General features: G+C 44.0%; 21 protein-coding genes. All 21 read left to right on the top strand.

What is annotated here, in order from left to right; genetic code table 11:
- The first annotated feature begins 14 nt into the window (after positions 1-14).
- The 21 genes from ylxM to xerC all read left to right on the top strand — a co-directional run bounded on the left by ylxM (position 15) and on the right by xerC (position 18,411).
- Positions 15-356 (top strand): YlxM family DNA-binding protein, encoded by a 342-nt coding sequence (gene ylxM, locus BN1691_RS12570; RefSeq protein ID WP_048602524.1) that lies wholly within the window; start codon positions 15-17, stop codon positions 354-356.
- A 12-nt stretch (positions 357-368) separates the two neighbouring features.
- Positions 369-1,715: a signal recognition particle protein gene (gene ffh / locus BN1691_RS12565; RefSeq protein WP_048602523.1), complete on the top strand. Its 1,347-nt coding sequence runs from the start codon at positions 369-371 to the stop codon at positions 1,713-1,715.
- Between the two features lie 40 nt (positions 1,716-1,755).
- Complete coding sequence (gene rpsP / locus BN1691_RS12560; RefSeq protein ID WP_048602522.1) at positions 1,756-2,028, top strand: 30S ribosomal protein S16; 273 nt, start codon at positions 1,756-1,758, stop codon at positions 2,026-2,028.
- Between the two features lie 81 nt (positions 2,029-2,109).
- Positions 2,110-2,340: a KH domain-containing protein gene (locus BN1691_RS12555; protein ID WP_048602521.1), complete on the top strand. Its 231-nt coding sequence runs from the start codon at positions 2,110-2,112 to the stop codon at positions 2,338-2,340.
- Between the two features lie 65 nt (positions 2,341-2,405).
- Positions 2,406-2,810: a YlqD family protein gene (locus BN1691_RS12550; RefSeq protein WP_048602520.1), complete on the top strand. Its 405-nt coding sequence runs from the start codon at positions 2,406-2,408 to the stop codon at positions 2,808-2,810.
- 1 nt (position 2,811) lies between these two features.
- A complete protein-coding gene (gene rimM, locus BN1691_RS12545) occupies positions 2,812-3,351 on the top strand; it encodes a ribosome maturation factor RimM (RefSeq protein ID WP_048602519.1) in 540 nt (179 codons plus the stop codon).
- Positions 3,352-3,358: 7 nt separating this feature from the next.
- Positions 3,359-4,129 carry a tRNA (guanosine(37)-N1)-methyltransferase TrmD gene (trmD, locus tag BN1691_RS12540; protein WP_082147205.1) on the top strand — a complete coding sequence of 257 codons (771 nt, stop codon included), beginning with the start codon at positions 3,359-3,361 and terminating at the stop codon, positions 4,127-4,129.
- Positions 4,130-4,266: 137 nt separating this feature from the next.
- A complete protein-coding gene (rplS, locus tag BN1691_RS12535; RefSeq protein ID WP_048602517.1) occupies positions 4,267-4,605 on the top strand; it encodes a 50S ribosomal protein L19 in 339 nt (112 codons plus the stop codon).
- Between the two features lie 123 nt (positions 4,606-4,728).
- Complete coding sequence (gene lepB / locus BN1691_RS12530; protein ID WP_048602516.1) at positions 4,729-5,307, top strand: signal peptidase I; 579 nt, start codon at positions 4,729-4,731, stop codon at positions 5,305-5,307.
- Between the two features lie 20 nt (positions 5,308-5,327).
- On the top strand, positions 5,328-6,194 hold the full coding sequence (gene ylqF, locus BN1691_RS12525) for a ribosome biogenesis GTPase YlqF (protein ID WP_048602515.1): 867 nt from the start codon (positions 5,328-5,330) through the stop codon (positions 6,192-6,194).
- 3 nt (positions 6,195-6,197) lie between these two features.
- Positions 6,198-6,995 (top strand): ribonuclease HII, encoded by a 798-nt coding sequence (locus tag BN1691_RS12520; protein ID WP_048602514.1) that lies wholly within the window; start codon positions 6,198-6,200, stop codon positions 6,993-6,995.
- A gap of 4 nt (positions 6,996-6,999) precedes the next feature.
- Positions 7,000-8,298 (top strand): hypothetical protein, encoded by a 1,299-nt coding sequence (locus BN1691_RS12515; RefSeq protein ID WP_048602513.1) that lies wholly within the window; start codon positions 7,000-7,002, stop codon positions 8,296-8,298.
- A complete protein-coding gene (locus tag BN1691_RS12510) occupies positions 8,295-8,477 on the top strand; it encodes a hypothetical protein (RefSeq protein WP_048602512.1) in 183 nt (60 codons plus the stop codon). Before BN1691_RS12515 ends, BN1691_RS12510 begins: the two co-directional genes overlap by 4 nt.
- A gap of 19 nt (positions 8,478-8,496) precedes the next feature.
- Positions 8,497-8,868: a YraN family protein gene (locus BN1691_RS12505; RefSeq protein ID WP_187116884.1), complete on the top strand. Its 372-nt coding sequence runs from the start codon at positions 8,497-8,499 to the stop codon at positions 8,866-8,868.
- A 41-nt stretch (positions 8,869-8,909) separates the two neighbouring features.
- Positions 8,910-10,130: an MFS transporter gene (locus BN1691_RS12500; RefSeq protein WP_076850189.1), complete on the top strand. Its 1,221-nt coding sequence runs from the start codon at positions 8,910-8,912 to the stop codon at positions 10,128-10,130.
- Positions 10,131-10,617: 487 nt separating this feature from the next.
- Positions 10,618-11,778 carry an ADP-forming succinate--CoA ligase subunit beta gene (sucC, locus tag BN1691_RS12495; protein ID WP_048602510.1) on the top strand — a complete coding sequence of 387 codons (1,161 nt, stop codon included), beginning with the start codon at positions 10,618-10,620 and terminating at the stop codon, positions 11,776-11,778.
- 20 nt (positions 11,779-11,798) lie between these two features.
- The gene (gene sucD, locus BN1691_RS12490; RefSeq protein ID WP_048602509.1) at positions 11,799-12,701 is read left to right on the top strand and encodes a succinate--CoA ligase subunit alpha; all 903 of its coding nucleotides are present in this window, start codon (positions 11,799-11,801) and stop codon (positions 12,699-12,701) included.
- Between the two features lie 116 nt (positions 12,702-12,817).
- Positions 12,818-13,912 (top strand): DNA-processing protein DprA, encoded by a 1,095-nt coding sequence (gene dprA, locus BN1691_RS12485; protein WP_048602508.1) that lies wholly within the window; start codon positions 12,818-12,820, stop codon positions 13,910-13,912.
- 146 nt (positions 13,913-14,058) lie between these two features.
- Positions 14,059-16,137: a type I DNA topoisomerase gene (topA, locus tag BN1691_RS12480; protein ID WP_048602507.1), complete on the top strand. Its 2,079-nt coding sequence runs from the start codon at positions 14,059-14,061 to the stop codon at positions 16,135-16,137.
- The gene (gene trmFO / locus BN1691_RS12475; RefSeq protein WP_048602506.1) at positions 16,137-17,444 is read left to right on the top strand and encodes an FADH(2)-oxidizing methylenetetrahydrofolate--tRNA-(uracil(54)-C(5))-methyltransferase TrmFO; all 1,308 of its coding nucleotides are present in this window, start codon (positions 16,137-16,139) and stop codon (positions 17,442-17,444) included. The genes topA and trmFO overlap by 1 nt, the downstream gene beginning before the upstream one ends.
- Positions 17,445-17,517: 73 nt before the next feature.
- The gene (gene xerC, locus BN1691_RS12470; protein WP_147545882.1) at positions 17,518-18,411 is read left to right on the top strand and encodes a tyrosine recombinase XerC; all 894 of its coding nucleotides are present in this window, start codon (positions 17,518-17,520) and stop codon (positions 18,409-18,411) included.
- Positions 18,412-18,423 lie beyond the last annotated feature (12 nt).

Below are 18,423 nucleotides of genomic sequence, written 5' to 3'. Positions count from 1 at the left end.
TGAGGTGATTTTCCATGCTGGAGAAGACCACATATATTAATGAGCTTTTTGCAATCTACTCCGATCTGTTAACAGAGAAACAACAGAGCTACCTCACCTACTATTATCAGGATGATCTGAGCTTAGGTGAAATCGCCGAGATTTCTCAAGTGAGTCGGCAGGCTGTCTATGACCAGGTTAAGCGGGCAGAGTCGGCATTACTAGAGTATGAAACGAAATTAGGATTTTTGGAAGAGATGCAAAAACGCCAGGCTATTTTCGAGCAGCTCGAAGCCTATGTGAATAAAAATTATCCTACTGATAAAATGTTGCATCAATTTCTAGAGCAACTTATCCGATTAGAAGAATCCGATTAGGGGGCGACAATTATGGCTTTTGAAGGTCTCGCCAGCCGGTTACAGGAGACGATGCGCAAGCTTCGTGGCAAAGGAAAAGTGACCGAAGCGGATGTAACAGAAATGCTACGAGAAGTTCGCTTAGCCTTATTGGAAGCCGATGTGAACTTTAAAGTAGTAAAGCAATTTTTGAATCAGGTCAAGGAGCGCGCCATTGGCCAGGAAGTATTAAAAAGTCTTACCCCTGGCCAACAAGTAATCAAGGTGGTCCATGAAGAATTGACACAATTGATGGGTGGAACCCAAAGCAAGATTGCCACAGCACCAAAACCACCAACTGTGATCATGATGGTGGGCCTGCAAGGGGCAGGGAAGACCACCCATTCTGGTAAATTGGCACGCTATTTATCGAAGCAAAATCGTCGTCCTTTGCTGGTAGCAGCTGACGTCTATCGCCCAGCAGCGATTAAACAGTTACAGGTCCTTGGTGAACAACTCTCAATTCCCGTCTTTTCCATGGGTGCTGATGTGAGTCCTGTCAATATCGCCAAAGCTGCCATCGCTCACGCGAAGGAAGAGCATTATGATTATGTCATTATCGATACAGCAGGTCGCTTGCATATTGATGAGCAGCTAATGGAAGAATTGACACAGATCGAAGCAGCTGTTCAACCACAGGAGATTCTCCTCGTTATCGATGCGATGACCGGACAAGATGCTGTTAATGTAGCAGAGCATTTCAATGAAAAGCTAAAGTTGACAGGGGTTATTTTAACGAAGCTAGATGGAGATACACGCGGTGGTGCGGCCATCTCTGTTAAGGCAGTCACTGGTTGCCCGATTAAGTTCGCGGGGATGGGAGAAAAGCTCGATGCCTTAGAACCCTTCCATCCTGAACGGATGGCTTCACGGATTCTTGGAATGGGCGATGTTCTGACGCTGATTGAAAAAGCACAGGAAGTTGTGGATCAAGAGAAGGCGGCAGAATTAGAGCGCAAGATGCGGACCCTTGATTTCACCTTTGATGACTTTCTTGAGCAGATGGAGCAGGTTCGCAATATGGGACCGCTTGATGAGATTATCGGCATGATTCCAGGGATGAACAAGATGAAAGGGATGAAGGATCTTCAACTTGATGAGAAACAGCTTGCTCGTGTTGAAGCCATCATCAAGTCCATGACCAAGGAAGAGAAGAAAAACCCTTCCATTCTTAATGCCAATCGGCGACGCCGAATCGCTCAGGGAAGTGGGACCAGTGTCTCTGATGTGAACCGCTTGCTAAAGCAGTTTGAGGATATGAAAAAGATGATGAAACAGATGAGTAATATGACGAAGGGGAAAAAGAAAAAATCAGGCTTTAAATTTCCTTTCTTCTCTTAACTGAAATAAATTATGATAATCTTTAAAGGAGGTGAGAAGAATGGCAGTGAAGATTCGTCTCAAACGGATGGGTGCAAAGCGTAAACCATTTTATCGTGTCGTGGTTGCTGACTCTCGTTCACCACGGGATGGCCGCTTCATCGAAGAGATTGGTACCTATAATCCAGTAGCTTCTCCAGCAGAAATTAAATTGGATGAAGAAAAAGCTCTTTCCTGGTTACAAAAGGGTGCTCAACCTACCGATACGGTTCGCAATATTTTTAGCCAACAAGGTATTATGAAACAATATCATGATGCAAAGCGTGCCAAATAAGGGCATCTACTGAAAAAAGGTTGAGTAAATTCAACCTTTTTTCCACATATTACGGAAAGATAGCATTGGAGGGGTCACTTGATGAAGGAATTGTTAGAGGTGCTGGCAAAATCATTGGTCGACCATCCTGATGAAGTCCATGTTAATCAAGTGGTTGGTGAACGATCTGTGGTTTTAGAGCTGAGTGTCCATCCTGATGATGTTGGGAAAGTGATCGGGAAGCAAGGTCGAATTGCCAATGCAATAAGAACCGTTGTCAATGCTGCTGCTGTAAAAGAGCATAAGCGTGTCAATGTAGAAATACTTAGCTAAGGTGCGAACAAAAGGTTGGGGAAGCTTCCAACCTTTTTTCTACATAGAGCGAGGAGGGACGGAGGTTGAAAATCAGACGTCCAATCATCGTAAAAACAATTTTAACAGAAAAGAGCAAGTCTGATTTGCTTCACAAAATGGATGATGAACTGCGCCAGCTCCAAATTGAGATGGAGCAGCTTCAGTTTGAACGCCGTAAGCTTTTGGCGATGGCAGAAAAAAAGGGACAGGATGCTATCCAATATGTGCAAGAAAAAATGGATCGTGAGATGGCAAAACGAGAGACAGCTCAAGAAGAGCAAACAATGCGCCGACAAGCTCTGCTTGAATTGCCCATCGATAGTGAAATTGTAATTGACCATACAGAGACTGAGGTGGAGGTCCGTATTGGTCATCGTTGGTCACAATTGATCACGCCCATCGAAATCATCATTCGGGATGATATTGTGGTGGATATTAGGGGGGAATAGGATGAAAGAGAAGAAGCATGAGACCGCTGAGCTATTGCGTGTAGGAACCATTGTGAATACCCATGGAATCCGTGGGGAGGTTCGCGTACTTTCCATCACTGACTTTCCTGAGGAACGCTATGGTGCAGGGAATCTTTTGTACCTAACGCATCCTCAAACAAAGCAAGAGTTAGAGCTTACTGTGGAAAGTCAACGTACACACAAGCAATTTCAACTTCTTAAGTTCCACGGCTTAGACCGGATCGAAGACGTGGAAGGATTTAAGGGCTGTCCGCTCTATGCAAAAGAGCTCCTTCATAATGCCCTAGAGGATGGAGAGTTTTACTTTTCGGATATTATTGGCTGTCGTGTTGAGCTTGAGGATGGGACAATAATCGGCACAGTCAAATCCATCTTGCAGCCAGGTGCTAATGATGTATGGGTGGTGGAAGAGGTGGGAAGCCGCCGTGAAATTTTGATCCCCTATATCGATCCTGTTGTTAAACAGGTGAATGTAGAAGAGAAACGGATTCTCATTGTTCCCATGGAGGGTTTGTTATAAGATGAGCTTGCGTATCGATATATTAACCCTATTTCCCGAAATGTTCGAAGGGGTCCTTCACGCTAGTATGCTAGGTCGAGCGGAGGAAAAGGGGCTCGTTCAGTACCATCTTACCAATTTTCGCAAGTATGCCACAGATAAGCATGCACAAGTGGATGACTACCCCTATGGTGGCGGAGAAGGGATGGTATTGAAACCGGATCCAATGTTTGCTGCCATGGACGATATTACTAGGAGTAGTGAAGAAGTTCTGCCAGCCTCTTCACGGCGTAGAGTTCTATTACTATGTCCCCAAGGAGAACCCTATCATCAAAGCAAGGCTGTAGAACTAGCCCGCGATACAGATCATCTAATCTTGATCTGTGGTCATTACGAAGGATATGATGAACGCATTCGTACTCTGGTCACCGATGAAGTCTCCATTGGCGATTATATCCTAACCGGTGGTGAGCTAGGTGCCATGGTGGTGATCGATAGTGTCGTCCGCCTCTTACCTGGAGTCCTTGGGAATGAAGATTCACCCATCCATGATTCATTTAGTAACGGCTTATTGGAGCATCCTCAATATACGAGACCAGCTATGTTTCGTGGGCTTACTGTACCCGATGTATTACTCTCCGGTAATCATGAGTTAATTCGGCGCTGGCGTCTGAAGGAATCCCTCCGTCGTACTTATTTGCGACGTCCAGATCTTCTAGAAGGAAAGCAACTCACCAAAGAGCTGGAAGCTCTTCTTGATGAGGTAATTGGTGAAGAAAATGCTGGGGATTCTCGTTGATTTTTATTGCCAACACTAGTGGAGTATGATAAACTTACTGATGTGCCATTTTGGTGGTAATACGACGGTCCTCTACCCTTAAGATATAGGAACGATTTTTTGAGGTATGAACGTCTGAGAGGAAGGAGGAAATATCAATGGATATTATCCGTGAACTTGAAAAAGAGCAATTTAAAGAGGTTCCTGATTTTCGCCCTGGTGATACCGTTCGTGTTCACGTAAAGGTTATTGAAGGCCAGCGTGAACGGATTCAGGTATATGAAGGCGTTGTAATTAAACGCAAAGGAACTGGGGTTCGCGAAACTTTCACTGTTCGTAAGATCTCTTACGGTGTCGGTGTAGAACGGACATTCCCTGTTCATTCACCAAAAGTCGCCAACATCGAAGTAAAACGGCGTGGTAAGGTTCGTCGTGCTAAACTTTACTATTTGCGTGAGCGTCATGGTAAAGCTGCACGTATTAAAGAGAAGATGTAAGGAAACGAAGGGCTTGTATACCAAGCCCTTTTTCTTTTCTGATATAATAGATCACAATGTAGAATTCGCTGATCATGCGAGAAGAACATTTGTCTGATAAGTAGCTGAAGGGGGCCCTGCAACATGGAGAATGCCGATAGTCCAAAAGTAAAGAGGGGTTCTAAGCAGAAAGAATTCTTCTTTGTACTCCTCATGCTTACACTCGCCATTCTGTTTCGGATCTTCATCTTTTCACCCTATGAGGTAGATGGAGCTTCCATGGAAACCACGATCCATAATCATGAAAAGGTGATGGTGAATAAGTGGACATACTATTGGCGTGAACCAGTTCATGATGAGATTATTGTTTTTCAGGCTAACGAAAAGGAACGCTATATCAAGCGCGTAATCGGCCTTCCAGGCGATGTCATTCAGATCGCCCATGGTGATGTGTACCGAAATGGCGAAGAACTAGAAGAGCCCTATTTAGAGACACTACGTAGCTATTATGAAGACCAGGGAATTCCCTTCACCATCTATGGAAATGAGCAGGAAGAGCATACGCTCATTGTCCCACAAGGTTATCTCTTTGTACTAGGAGATAATCGGAGAGGAAGCAAGGATAGTCGCGATCCTAATGTAGGTTTTATCTCCATTAATTCTGTAATCGGAAAAGCTGAGGTGGTCATTTGGCCCCTTACTTCCATCCGTCCTTTACACTGAGCAGCAAGGGGGCAAGTACTGTGGTAATTCAATGGTTTCCAGGTCATATGGCCAAAGCAAAACGTGAGGTGGAAACACAATTAAAGCGAGTAGATGTGGTATTGGAACTGCGGGATGCTCGTATTCCTTATTCCAGTGCCAATCCAATGTTAGATCGGTTAATTGGCGAGAAGCCACGCCTTATTCTATTAAACAAAGCAGATTTAGCTGATCCAAGCATTCTTGCAGAATGGCAAGCTTGGTACCATGCACAGGGGATCGAGACCATTCTACTTGACGTGAAACAAGGGAAGGGCTTACAGCAGATCGAACGTCAAGCCTTTCAATTGGTCTCTGCCCGTCTTGAAAAGCAACGGGCGAAAGGAATGAATCCACGTCCTGTTCGTGCCATGATTTTGGGCATTCCCAATGTGGGAAAATCCTCCTTAATCAATCGTTGGTCCAAGCGGAATATTGCGAAAACAGGGGATCGGCCAGCGGTTACGAAAGGACAACAGTGGGTCAAGGTGAGTCCACAATTGGAGCTGTTGGATACACCAGGTATACTCTGGCCGAAATTTGAAGATCAAAAGGCAGGTTATCGCTTAGCTATCTGCGCATCGATTAAGGATGAGATTCTCAATGTGTTAGAGGTTGCTTCCTTCGCAATTGCCTACATGCGCAATCATTATACAGATCGGCTAGAGCAGCGCTATGGCATTACATCGTGGGAAGAGGAACCCTGGCGTGCTATTGAACAGATCGGTAAGGTACGTGGTTGCATGATGTCAGGCGGTCGAGTGGATCTAGAAAAGGCAGCCCAAATATTTTTGCGTGATCTTCGCCAGGGACAACTAGGTCCTTGCTGCTTTGAAAGACCTGAAGATGTCCAAGAAGTCGAGGAATGAGCCATGAAAATTGCAGAGGCAACCATATCAGAGGTTAAAGAGCTTTTAGATAGCTACAAAGAATTACCTTCTTCTCTTTACCAGGAGCTTCAGCAGGATCAAAGAAAAGGTGTTCAGTCCATCTTGAAGCGCTGGATCAAGGAACGAGAGCAGGAACAACATGAGCATGAGCGCATTTATAAGATGTGGGAGATCGAGCGAGAACAATGGCAACAAGGCTTTCAGATTATCGGAGGAATCGATGAAGCTGGTCGTGGACCGTGGGCTGGCCCTGTTGTAGCTGCGTGTGTTGTGGTTGATCATCCTTTCTATATCGCAGGACTGAATGACTCTAAGCAGGTAACAGCAGAGCATCGAGCAGCCATTCGTCAGGAGATTGAGAAGGAAGCAGTAGCGATCGGAATCGGCATCGTTGATCATCAGTTAATTGATCAGATCAATATTCTACAAGCAACCTATGAAGCAATGAGAAGAGCATACTCGCAAGTACAGGAGCAAGTGGAGCTCTGCCTCGTGGATGCCTTAAAGATTCCAGGGGTGAAGGTACCTCAGCTTTCACTTGTGAAGGGGGATGCCCGCTCACAAAGCATTGCTGCTGCTTCGATTATTGCCAAGACCACCCGTGATCACCTGATGATCCAATATGCTGAGGAATTTCCTCAATATGGGTTTGAACGACATAAGGGCTATGGGACGAAAGAGCATTGGGAAGCGATTCAACAATATGGTCCATCTCCGATTCATCGCTTAAGCTTTCAACCGTTACGAGATTGGTTACAGGAGCATGGTATGAAGGAGTGAGAAGATGAACCTAGAGTCTCTCCTTACGAGGCTGCTTCTGCAGCAGCATTCAACTTCCTTACAACCTACAGAGTTAAGCTATGGGCAGATCTATTTAGGAAAAGTGGAACATCTATACCCCAATCAATTAGCAAAGCTTAAATTGGCAGGAACGACATTCGTAGCTAAGGTTAAGGCTCCCCTGAAGCGTGGGGAATTTACCTGGCTGTTGGTAGAACGAGCAGCATCACCCGTTACCCTGAAGGTGATTATGCAACCATCCTCAGAGCATTCCAGTAACCCTCAGCCCCTTCCTCCTACTCCAGAAGCCTTAATCCACTATCTCGGGCTACGAGCCAATAAGCAATTGGTTCAAATGGTCCAATTCCTACAGCAAGAGCATCTTCCTATCATTGCTCATCAACTGCAGCAATTATCCCAAATGCAATTGCAACTCCCCTTCATGGCACAGAGCGAGCTTCAGCAACTAGTAAGGTGGATTATTGCCCACCATCTGCCATTTTCCTCAACTAGTTTATTGGCATTACATCAGCTCTTCTTTGGAGAAAGCTGGGGCTCTTTATTACGTAAATGGGATCAACGATATCAACAAATCCAGCAGGATCACACTGAATTAAATGCGCAGGCCGAGGAGAGTGTTCAACGGATCACGAGACTCATGCATCAGCTCAACGCTTCCTTTCTCCCTCTTGCGGATTGGCTGGAAAGTTGGGGCCTTACCTATGAAAAAAGGCTTAAATGGTTGGTAGAACATCCAGATCAATCAGCTACGAAGGCTTGGTCACATTCGCTCAAAGAGGAGCTCCTTCGTCTACAAGGGAATCAACAGGGAAATGGCGCCTTTTCTCATTTGACGATACCGCTAGTACACCATCTTACTGGGCAACAACTCTTGCTTCTTCATGAGCGAGAGGATACCGTTCAGCAGCTTTTCTTGCAGCTCCCTCAATCCGTTTTAGATGCAAAGAAGGAGGCATGGATCCAGCTAGAAGGTAAAAAGTTACGGAATGGAGAATTAGATCCAGAACATGCTCATCTTCTCTTATATCTTCATCTGCCCCGAAGCGGTTTGAATATTTTAGATATACAGATTGTGAAGCGGATTCTTTCTGTACACCTATACTATGAGCAGGAAGATATGGTTCTTCGGATACAGAAGAAGCGGGAAGAGTGGGAAAAGAGATTAAAAGATATAGGCTACCATTTCTCCAGTCTTCGGTTTTCCCCTCTGAATCAGCTCATACCAACTAAACAGAAATTACCGGGTACACAACCATACCATGGATTGGATGTGCGTATATGAATGATCTTTCTACCCCAAGATGGATCCAGATTGTGAAAGACCATGGTTTACCCATTCAGGAGGACCCAGACCTTGTGGATGCATTGAGTCGATTAGAAACCGAACGGCAAATACCAGAGGAACTGGCTCAGTTAATCATGGAGTTTTACACGATGATGGAACAGGCAGAGCATGAATAGGATTGAGGGGGAAAATCTGGTGAGAAAGCGGGCTGATATAGTAGGACGATGGGGAGAAGAGAAGGCAACACTGTATCTGATGGAGCAGGGATACCAAATTTTATGCCAAAATTATTGGACGAAACACGGGGAGATTGACATCATTGCACAGCATGGAAATACCATCATCTTTGTGGAAGTGAAGACAAGAAGAAGTTTGGCATATGGAAGTGGTATCGAGGCAATAACAAGGAAAAAGCTTCAACGAATTCGCAAGGCTGCTACTCACTATTTAACAAGCTCAGCTACTTTCTATAATGATATTCGTTTAGATATGATTGATATATTCATTTCAAAAGAGGGCACTCGTTCAACATATCGAGTCAAACATATTCAGCACATTGATAGTTAATTTCCTTTATCCATTGTTGAAATAGTCGAGGAGGAGTCATCGTGCAATATATTCAACAGGGAGAACGACGATATTGGCAAGCCAATACTTCATTATTTGCTGGGGGCTTTGTAACATTTGCGTTACTTTATTGCACCCAACCGCTTCTCCCAGTATTCTCAGAGGAATTCGGTGTGAGTCCTACGGTTGCGAGTCTTTCCGTCTCTTTTTCTACTGCCACACTTGCCATAGCTATTGTGTTTGCTTCACAGCTAGCAGAACGTTTAGGAAGAAAGACCTTGATGTCATGGTCCCTATTACTTTCTTCGCTTCTTGCTTTCTTTATTGTGCTGGTACCACAATTCCAGCTACTGCTAGCAATTCGATTATTACAGGGATTCTTCCTCGCTGGATTCCCTGCGATTGCCATGGCTTATATCGGTGAAGAGTATCATCCAAAAAGTATTATCACCGCCATGGGACTCTATGTAAGTGGAACAGCCATCGGCGGAATGACCGGCCGTATTCTTATCGGCGTGATTACAGACTTAGCAGACTGGCGCTGGGCTGTTGTCATCTTAGCGCTTTTAAGCTTAGCTAGTGCCTTCTGGTTTTGGCGGTATCTTCCAGAACCAACCCATACTCGACCTCACCGTTTTACTTTGAGTGAATCGATGAAGACCTACAGCATGCATCTCCTAAATCCTCGCCTCTTACCATTATTTTTATTGGCTTTCCTTTTCATGGGGAGCTTTGTCACCATGTTCAATTATTTAACCTATCGTTTAGTACTTCCACCTTTTTCACTAAGTCAAAGTCTAGTGGGTTGGATTTTCATTATCTATTTGTTGGGGACTGTTAGTTCCAACACCATGGGCTTGGTACGAAAACGTTTCGGTGATCACTGGACGCTTCTCATCAATATTAGTATGATGTTCATCGGGATCCAGTTAACCATGGTAGAGCATTTATGGATTGTGATTCTTGGTTTAGGCTGCTTCACCTTTGGCTTTTTTGGGAGTCACTCCACAGCAAGCTCACTGGTAGGAGCACGAGCAGAAGATCATAAAGCACATGCCTCTTCACTTTATTTGCTCTTTTATTATTTAGGCTCTAGTATCATCGGTGCAGGTGGGGGCTGGTTTTGGAGTCAATTTGGGTGGAGGGGTATCGGAGGATTACTCTCTATTTTACAAGTTTGTTCATTACTGCTTTTATTGCTTATGCTTCGCTTTCATAAAAAAAACATTCGATCCAAGAATAAATTCGAAAAAATGACATAAAGCCCATCCATATTACATATTTTTGAAATAGGACCCTTTTCCTTTTATTCCCTTCCTAATAACATGGAATAGAAAGGGGTGATGGTATGAACTGGGCTTTTCTCTTCACGCTCTTTCTTGTTCGGATCACAGGAATTCAATTAGTCATTGAAAAAGGAACCCAACATTTCCGCTTCACATTCAAATTGGGTCGTACACCTAAGTAATGGGAGGCTACGCCTCTCTTTTTTTTGCCCGTCATCCTTAAAGCCTTTCTATTCCACAGTAATCATTATATGAGGTGGTGATTGATTTATACTATGAAAAAATGGTATAAAAAATCAAATGAATATATAATATTCCAAAAATGAAAGATTAAGTTTCTATGTAAAAAATGTTACATATGTTTGAATTATTTTGTAAAATCGGTTATTCTCATGATGGAAGGAAGTAACCTCTAAGATCAGGATATGCTATTATTTTTATCCGTTAATTAGGAGGATGGAGAATGAACATTCACGAGTACCAAGGCAAGGAGATCTTACAATCTTATGGCATCGTGGTGCCTGCAGGTGGGGTAGCTTTTTCAGTAGATGAAGCTGTAGAGGTGGCCAAGCAATTGCAAGGACCCATCTATGTTGTTAAAGCACAGATCCACGCAGGTGGACGGGGGAAAGCAGGCGGAGTTAAGCTTGCGAAAAGCTTGGATGAAGTGCATCAATATGCAGAGGAATTACTAGGGAAGACATTGGTTACTCATCAGACAGGTCCAGAAGGCAAGGAAGTAAAGCGCCTTCTCATTGAAGAAGGTTGCAAGATTGAGCAAGAGTATTATGTGGGTATGGTTTTAGATCGAGGCTCAGGTCGTGTTGTTTTGATGGCTTCAGAAGAGGGCGGTATGGATATTGAAGAGGTTGCTGCAAAGACGCCTGAAAAAATTATCAAAATAGCCATTGATCCTGCTGTTGGTCTTATGCCATATCAAGCCCGTGAAGTGGCATTTGCCATACATATTCCCCATTCTCTTATCAATCATGCTACGAAGTTTATGCTAGGGTTATATCAAGCATTTATTGAAAAGGATTGCTCTATCGCAGAGATTAACCCTCTCGTCGTCACAGGTGACAATCAAGTTATGGCTTTGGATGCAAAATTAAACTTTGATTCCAATGCACTCTTCCGTCATCCAGAATTGGTAGCCTATCGCGATCTAGATGAAGAGGATCCCATGGAAATTGAAGCATCGAAGTATGATCTGACCTATATTAACTTAGATGGAAATATCGGTTGTATGGTGAATGGGGCTGGCTTAGCCATGGCTACCATGGACATTATTAAATATTATGGTGGCGAACCAGCTAACTTCCTCGATGTAGGTGGCGGTGCTAGTGAAGAGAAGGTAACAGAGGCATTTAAAATCATTCTTTCCGATCCTAAAGTACAAGGGATTCTTGTCAATATTTTTGGCGGGATTATGAAATGTGATGTGATCGCCTCGGGAATTATTAATGCGGTCAAGCAAGTGGAACTGAAGGTTCCATTGGTGGTTCGTTTAGAGGGCACCAATGTTGAGTTAGGTAAGCAGCTTCTCCGTGAATCGGGTCTACCTATTGTGGCAGCAGATTCGTTGGCTCATGCAGCAGAAAAAATTGTTGCTCAGGTTCAATAAGAGAAAGGTGGGATGAATGGATGGGTATTCTAATTAATAAGGATACAAAGGTGATAACACAGGGGATTACTGGCTCAACTGGTCATTTCCATACGAAGCAAGCGCTAGAGTATGGAACGAAGATGGTTGGAGGTGTTACACCTGGTAAGGGTGGAATGGAGATCGAAGGATTACCAGTCTTCAATACCGTAAAAGAAGCTGTGCATGCCACAGGAGCTACTGCATCCGTAATTTATGTTCCTCCTGCCTTCGCTGCTGATTCAATTATGGAAGCTGTAGATGCAGAATTGGATTTGGTGATCTGTATAACTGAAGGGATTCCAGTTCTCGATATGGTGAAGGTAAAACGCTTTATGGAAGGGAAGAAGACGAAGCTGATCGGCCCCAACTGTCCTGGTGTCATTACAGCAGATGAATGTAAAATTGGTATTATGCCTGGATATATTCATCGGAAGGGACATGTTGGCATCGTTTCCCGTTCAGGAACCTTAACCTATGAAGCGGTTCATCAATTAACCACACTTGGTATTGGACAATCCACTGCAGTGGGAATTGGTGGGGATCCCGTAAAGGGTATGGATTTTATCGATACTTTGGAGCTCTTTAATCATGATCCAGAAACAGAAGCAGTTGTTCTAATCGGTGAGATCGGTGGAACTGCTGAAGAGGAAGCTGCAGAATGGATTCGCACTCATATGAAGAAGCCTGTGATCGGTTTTATCGGGGGACAAACAGCACCTGCTGGGAAGAGAATGGGACATGCTGGAGCGATTATTTCAGGAGGTCAAGGGACTGCCAAGGAAAAGATTGCTACCCTGGAAGCATGTGGAGTCCGTGTGGCTCCTACCCCTGCGGTGATCGGTGAGACCTTAGTTGCTGTTCTGAAGGAACAGGGCATATATGAGAAATGTAAAAATCTATAACTAAGTAAAACATTCATACAAAGGCTAAGCATGTAGGAACTTCTCTACATGCTTTTTTATATACAGGAATTTCCTTTTTGACGATTAATATATCCAATATGGAGAGGAGGAGAAGAATGAATAATGGGAATGCCAATAAGGATGAAATAAGGTTAAGTAGTTTGATACACCTTAGCATGATCATGGGCGTAGGTTATGCTACCGTGAAACAATTTGTCGATCAACCGGAGGCACTCGATATCTATGGAGAAGGGATACTTGCTGATTCTTTAGGCATCAGCCGTCATATTACTTCCATTATTAAAAGTAAGCTGAACGATGCAAGCTATACAGAGTGGGTAAAGAAAGAGCGGGAAAACTGGGTGAAGGAAGGCGTAGGTCTGCTCTCCTGGTGGGATCCCCTATATCCTGAGCAATTACGTCATATCCACCAAGCGCCATACTTGCTTTTTTATAAGGGAAATCTTGAGTATCTTTACCAACCAAAAATCGCTATTGTAGGTACACGTAATCCTACGCCCTATGGTCAACGGGTTGCTCAGCGTTTTGCTGAGCAGTTATCCCAATATGGTGTAACGGTGGTCTCAGGTATGGCACGAGGGATCGATGGTCTTGCCCATCAAGGTGCATTACGTTATGGTGGGAAGAGCATTGGCGTTATTGCAGGCGGTTTTCGAACCATCTATCCTCCAGAATATAGTCAACTCTATAAGCAGATGGGGAAGGAAGGTTTACTTCTCAGTGAGTATCCTCCTCATATTAAGCCCCATCCTAGCTACTTTCCTCTGCGTAATCGTTTGATCAGCGGGCTTAGTGATGGTGTGATTGTTGTGGAAGCAGCGAAGAAAAGCGGGTCTTTAATCACTGCTGACTTGGCACTTGAGCAAGGGAAAGAGGTGTTCTGTGTGCCTGGTTCCATTTTTTCTCCTCAGTCTGAAGGAACACATAATTTAATTAAGCAAGGGGCAACCCTAATCACAGATTGGAAGGAGATTTTTGATCATGCACCCCAATTGCAAACTCAGGAACGAGTGATGCAGCTAGAGCATGCTCCCATCCTTCAGGCGCTGCGAAATCATGGTAGACTTTATCCTGATCAATTGGCGGAATTGACTGGTATTCCTTTAGTCCAAATCATGGTAGCTCTCTTGCAATTAGAGCTGGAGCAATGGATTGACAGGCTACCTGGGGGCTCATATGAAATAAGATAAGTGCATGGACAGTATTTCAGTGGTTTGATAAACTTTGTACGGAGGTAGAGCACTAAAATTAAAGAAAAAAAGCGATGCTGGTTTGACAAAGGCATGCGAATTATGAATAATAGGGAATGTTTACTAATAGATAAAGGGGAAATAACATGGCTGATTCGTTAGTTATAGTGGAATCACCGACGAAAGCAAAAACGATCGGACGATATTTAGGGAAAAATTTCATTGTGGAAGCATCCATGGGACATATTCGTGATCTACCAAAAAGCCAACTGGGAGTGGATGTGGATCAGCAATATGAACCAAAGTACATTACCATACGTGGAAAAGGTGATGTACTGAAAAAATTGCGTGATTCAAAAAAGAAAGTGAAGTATGTCTATCTGGCAGCTGACCCGGACCGTGAAGGGGAAGCCATCGCTTGGCATCTTGCGCACTACCTTGGTATTGAAGAGGATGCGGTATGTCGTGTCGTCTTTAATGAGATTACAAAGGATGCTGTAAAAGAAGCGTTTAAGCACCCACGAAAAATTGATATGGACCTCGTCCATGCTCAGCAAGCACGGAGAATTCTTGACCGCCTTGTGGGTTATAAGATTAGTCCACTTCTCTGGAAGAAAGTGAAGAAGGGCTTAAGTGCAGGGCGGGTACAATCGGTTACCTTAAAGCTGATTGTGGATCGGGAAAAAGAGATTCAAGCCTTCATCCCAGAAGAGTACTGGAAGATCGCTGCTACCTTTCAAAAAGGAAAACAACAATTTGAAGCACAATACTATGGTCAACAAGGGAAGAAAGAAGAATTACATAGCGAGGAAGAGGTTCAGCGAATACTTCAGCATTTACAAGACAAGGAGTTTGTTGTCCAAAAGGTTGTGAAAAGGGAACGGAAGCGTAATCCAGCACCTCCATTTACCACAAGCTCCCTACAGCAAGAGGCTGCTCGCAAGTTAAATTTTAAAGCAGCGAAAACCATGATGGTAGCTCAGCAATTGTATGAGGGGATCGATCTTGGCAAAGAGGGCACCGTTGGTCTTATCACCTATATGCGTACAGACTCAACGCGGGTTTCAGAAGTAGCACAAAAGGAAGCACACAGCTTAATCGAGGAGCAATTTGGTGATGCCTATCTGCAGAACACACCGCGAAAGGCAAAAAATCAAGAAAATGCTCAGGATGCCCATGAAGCTATTCGTCCAAGCTCAGTGCTACGTAAGCCCGATGATTTGAAGGCTTACTTAAGCAGGGATCAGCTCCGCTTATATCGTCTTATTTGGGAACGGTTTGTAGCCAGTCAAATGGCATCAGCGGTTCTCGATACAATGACGGTGGATCTTGGTGTTGACCAACTGCTTTTCCGTGCCACTGGTTCAAAGGTGAAGTTTGATGGGTTTATGCGAGTCTATGTGGAGGACACAGATGATGCGCAAGAAGAGAAGAATCGTCTCCTACCGCCCCTAGAAGAAGGAGAAAGACTGCAAGCAAAAGCGATCAAACCTAGTCAACACTTTACCGTTCCACCACCGCGTTATTCCGAAGCTCGCTTGGTCAAAACGCTGGAGGAGTTAGGTATTGGTCGACCTAGTACCTATGCGCCTACCCTTGAACTGATTCAGAAAAGATACTATGTCAGACTGGAGCAAAAGCGTTTCGTCCCCACTGAATTAGGGGAGATTGTCCTTGAACAGATTGAGGAATTCTTTCCAGAGATTATCGACATTGATTTTACAGCCAAGATGGAGAAAGATCTGGACTTAGTCGAGGAAGGGAAAGAAGAATGGGTTCGGATTGTGGATGAATTCTATTGCAACTTCGAAAAACGCCTAAAGGTTGCTGAAGAGCATATGCAGGAAGTGGAGATTAAAGATGAAGTCTCCGATGAACTTTGTGAAAAGTGCGGAAGACCAATGGTTTATAAAATGGGGCGTTTTGGGAAATTCTTAGCCTGTTCAGGCTTTCCAGACTGTCGAAATACAAAAGCTATCCTAAAAGAGATCGGTGTAGCCTGTCCCAAATGCAAAGATGGTCAAATTGTTGAACGAAAGAGCAAGAAGAATCGAGTATTTTATGGATGTAATCAATATCCTGGCTGCGACTTTGTCTCGTGGGATAAGCCATTAGCACGTACCTGTCCCAAGTGTGGAGAAATGCTTGTAGAACGTAAAAATAAGAAGAATAGTACGGTACATTGTAGTGCTTGCGATTATGCAGAGGTAAAGGAGGAGTCCTAATGGAACAGGTGCACGTAATTGGGGCTGGTTTAGCAGGAAGTGAGGCAGCTTGGCAGTTAGCTAAACGTGGAATTCCAGTCAAGCTGTATGAGATGCGTCCTGTGAAAATGACACCCGCTCATCATACAGGGCAATTTGCAGAATTGGTCTGTAGTAATTCTTTACGTGCCAATACCTTAACCAATGCTGTTGGGGTATTGAAGGAAGAGATGCGCCTGTTGGATTCTTTGATTATGAAGGCTGCCGATAAAGCGGCTGTCCCTGCTGGAGGAGCACTTGCAGTAGATCGTCATGATTTTAGCAACAGGGTTACAGAAGCTTTAACCCAACATCCCTTCATTGAAGTGATTCATGAGGAAGTGACAGAGATTCCAGATGGCTATACCATCATTGCATCTGGACCTCTCACTTCCTCTGCCCTTGCAAAAGAGTTACATGAGCTATCCGGAGAGGAGTATCTTTATTTTTATGATGCAGCTGCTCCCATTATAGATGGTGAAACCATCGATCAAGAGCGAGTTTTTCTTGCCTCTCGTTATGATAAGGGCGAAGCAGCATATCTCAATTGTCCTTTTACAGAGGAGGAATTTCAGCGCTTCTATTCGGAATTACTTGAGGCAGAGGTGGCTTCGCTGAAGGAGTTTGAGCGAGAGATCTATTTTGAAGGCTGCATGCCGGTTGAAGTACTGGCCAAACGTGGACCACAAACCCTCCTCTTTGGTATGATGAAACCGGTGGGTCTCATTGACCCGCGAACAGGCAAGCAACCCTATGCCGTAGTACAACTAAGACAGGATAATAGTGCAGGCACCCTTTTTAACCTTGTTGGTTTTCAGACGCATCTGAAGTGGGGGGAGCAGAAACGCATTTTTCGGATGATTCCAGGCTTGGAAGAAGCGGAGTTTGTTCGTTATGGGGTGATGCATCGGAATACCTTTATTAACTCGCCTCGCCTTTTGCGTCCTACCTATCAGTATCGTGATCGTGACAGACTGTTTTTTGCAGGGCAAATGACTGGTGTAGAAGGTTATGTTGAATCTGCTGCCTCTGGCTTGCTTGCAGGCATCAATATGTCCCGGCTGATTCAGGGCATTGAGCCTCTCGTTTTCCCGCAAGAGACTGTAATCGGAAGCATGGCACACTATATTACCCATACGGATGCAAAACATTTTCAACCGATGAATGCAAATTTTGGTTTAATTTCTCCACTTCCGGATAGAATAAAGAATAAAAAAGAGAAAAATCAGAAAATTGCTGAGCGGGCCTTAGAAACAATTCAGAATATTTTACAATTTATCCACAACTAAAGATGTTGCAGTATTGATAAGTCAAAATATTATGTGATAACATGGATATGCGCTTGGTAGGGAGTTGACGCTGATGCAAATGGAAGAAGCGTTACGAGCATTTATAGAATATCTTCAAATTGAAAAAAATGCTTCGATCTATACGATCCATTCCTATACACATGATATTGAGGACTTTTTTGATTTTTCTAGGCAGCAAAACATGCAGGATTTTGCTGCTGTTTCTTATGTCCTAGTACGTAAATACTTGGTGGAGTGCAATCAAAAAAAGTTAGCAAAGAGCACCATTGCTCGTAAATTATCTAGTTTGCGTAGCTTTTATCGCTTCCTTATGCGTGAAGGTGTTATTGCTGAAAACCCTTTTGTTTTGGTAGCTACACCAAAAAAAGAGAAGAAACTTCCGAAGGTGTTATACGTAGATGAAATTGAGCAATTATTAGCTCAACCTGATCTCTCCACTCCACTTGGTTTACGAGATCGTGCCATTTTGGAGGTGCTTTATGCAAGCGGAATGCGTGTAGGAGAATTAGTGGGATTAGAATTGAATTCCCTAGATCTACAAGTGGGGACTGCACTTGTTTTTGGTAAAGGAGCGAAAGAACGGTACGTGCCGCTGGGAAGACCAGCGATGGCTGCACTGCAGCAATACTTAGTAAAAGGACGACCACAGTTAGCTAGCAATGACCATGAGAAGCATCTTTTTCTTAATTTTCGTGGTGGACCGCTCACGGCACGGAGTGTACGCCGGATGCTGGATAAGATGATTCAGCAAACATCCATTTATTTAAAAGTTTCCCCGCACACGCTGCGTCATTCATTTGCAACACATCTGCTAGATGCAGGAGCTGACTTACGAACCGTTCAAGAATTATTGGGTCATGTGAATATTTCTACGACCCAAATCTATACTCATGTAAGCAATGAACGTCTGCGTCAAGTATATCGCCAAGCTCATCCAAGGGCTTAAGAGGAGGTACGT

The organism is Rubeoparvulum massiliense (assembly GCF_001049895.1).
In the GTDB taxonomy this organism is placed as follows: domain Bacteria; phylum Bacillota; class Bacilli; order Rubeoparvulales; family Rubeoparvulaceae; genus Rubeoparvulum; species Rubeoparvulum massiliense.
Note: the sequence above shows the minus strand (reverse complement) of the source record. Positions and strands in the feature narration are given on the sequence as shown.

Bases quoted from the DNA above. Each gene is read 5' to 3' on its own strand.
- xerC (WP_147545882.1), top strand. From the start codon at position 17,518: ATGCAAATGGAAGAAGCGTTACGAGCATTTATAGAATATCTTCAAATT.
- rplS (WP_048602517.1), top strand. From the start codon at position 4,267: ATGGATATTATCCGTGAACTTGAAAAAGAGCAATTTAAAGAGGTTCCT.
- lepB (WP_048602516.1), top strand. From the start codon at position 4,729: ATGGAGAATGCCGATAGTCCAAAAGTAAAGAGGGGTTCTAAGCAGAAA.
- topA (WP_048602507.1), top strand. From the start codon at position 14,059: ATGGCTGATTCGTTAGTTATAGTGGAATCACCGACGAAAGCAAAAACG.
- dprA (WP_048602508.1), top strand. From the start codon at position 12,818: ATGAATAATGGGAATGCCAATAAGGATGAAATAAGGTTAAGTAGTTTG.
- sucD (WP_048602509.1), top strand. From the start codon at position 11,799: ATGGGTATTCTAATTAATAAGGATACAAAGGTGATAACACAGGGGATT.
- ylxM (WP_048602524.1), top strand. From the start codon at position 15: ATGCTGGAGAAGACCACATATATTAATGAGCTTTTTGCAATCTACTCC.
- BN1691_RS12555 (WP_048602521.1), top strand. From the start codon at position 2,110: ATGAAGGAATTGTTAGAGGTGCTGGCAAAATCATTGGTCGACCATCCT.
- rpsP (WP_048602522.1), top strand. From the start codon at position 1,756: ATGGCAGTGAAGATTCGTCTCAAACGGATGGGTGCAAAGCGTAAACCA.
- BN1691_RS12515 (WP_048602513.1), top strand. From the start codon at position 7,000: ATGAACCTAGAGTCTCTCCTTACGAGGCTGCTTCTGCAGCAGCATTCA.
- BN1691_RS12520 (WP_048602514.1), top strand. From the start codon at position 6,198: ATGAAAATTGCAGAGGCAACCATATCAGAGGTTAAAGAGCTTTTAGAT.
- trmFO (WP_048602506.1), top strand. From the start codon at position 16,137: ATGGAACAGGTGCACGTAATTGGGGCTGGTTTAGCAGGAAGTGAGGCA.
- sucC (WP_048602510.1), top strand. From the start codon at position 10,618: ATGAACATTCACGAGTACCAAGGCAAGGAGATCTTACAATCTTATGGC.
- ffh (WP_048602523.1), top strand. From the start codon at position 369: ATGGCTTTTGAAGGTCTCGCCAGCCGGTTACAGGAGACGATGCGCAAG.
- rimM (WP_048602519.1), top strand. From the start codon at position 2,812: ATGAAAGAGAAGAAGCATGAGACCGCTGAGCTATTGCGTGTAGGAACC.
- BN1691_RS12510 (WP_048602512.1), top strand. From the start codon at position 8,295: ATGAATGATCTTTCTACCCCAAGATGGATCCAGATTGTGAAAGACCAT.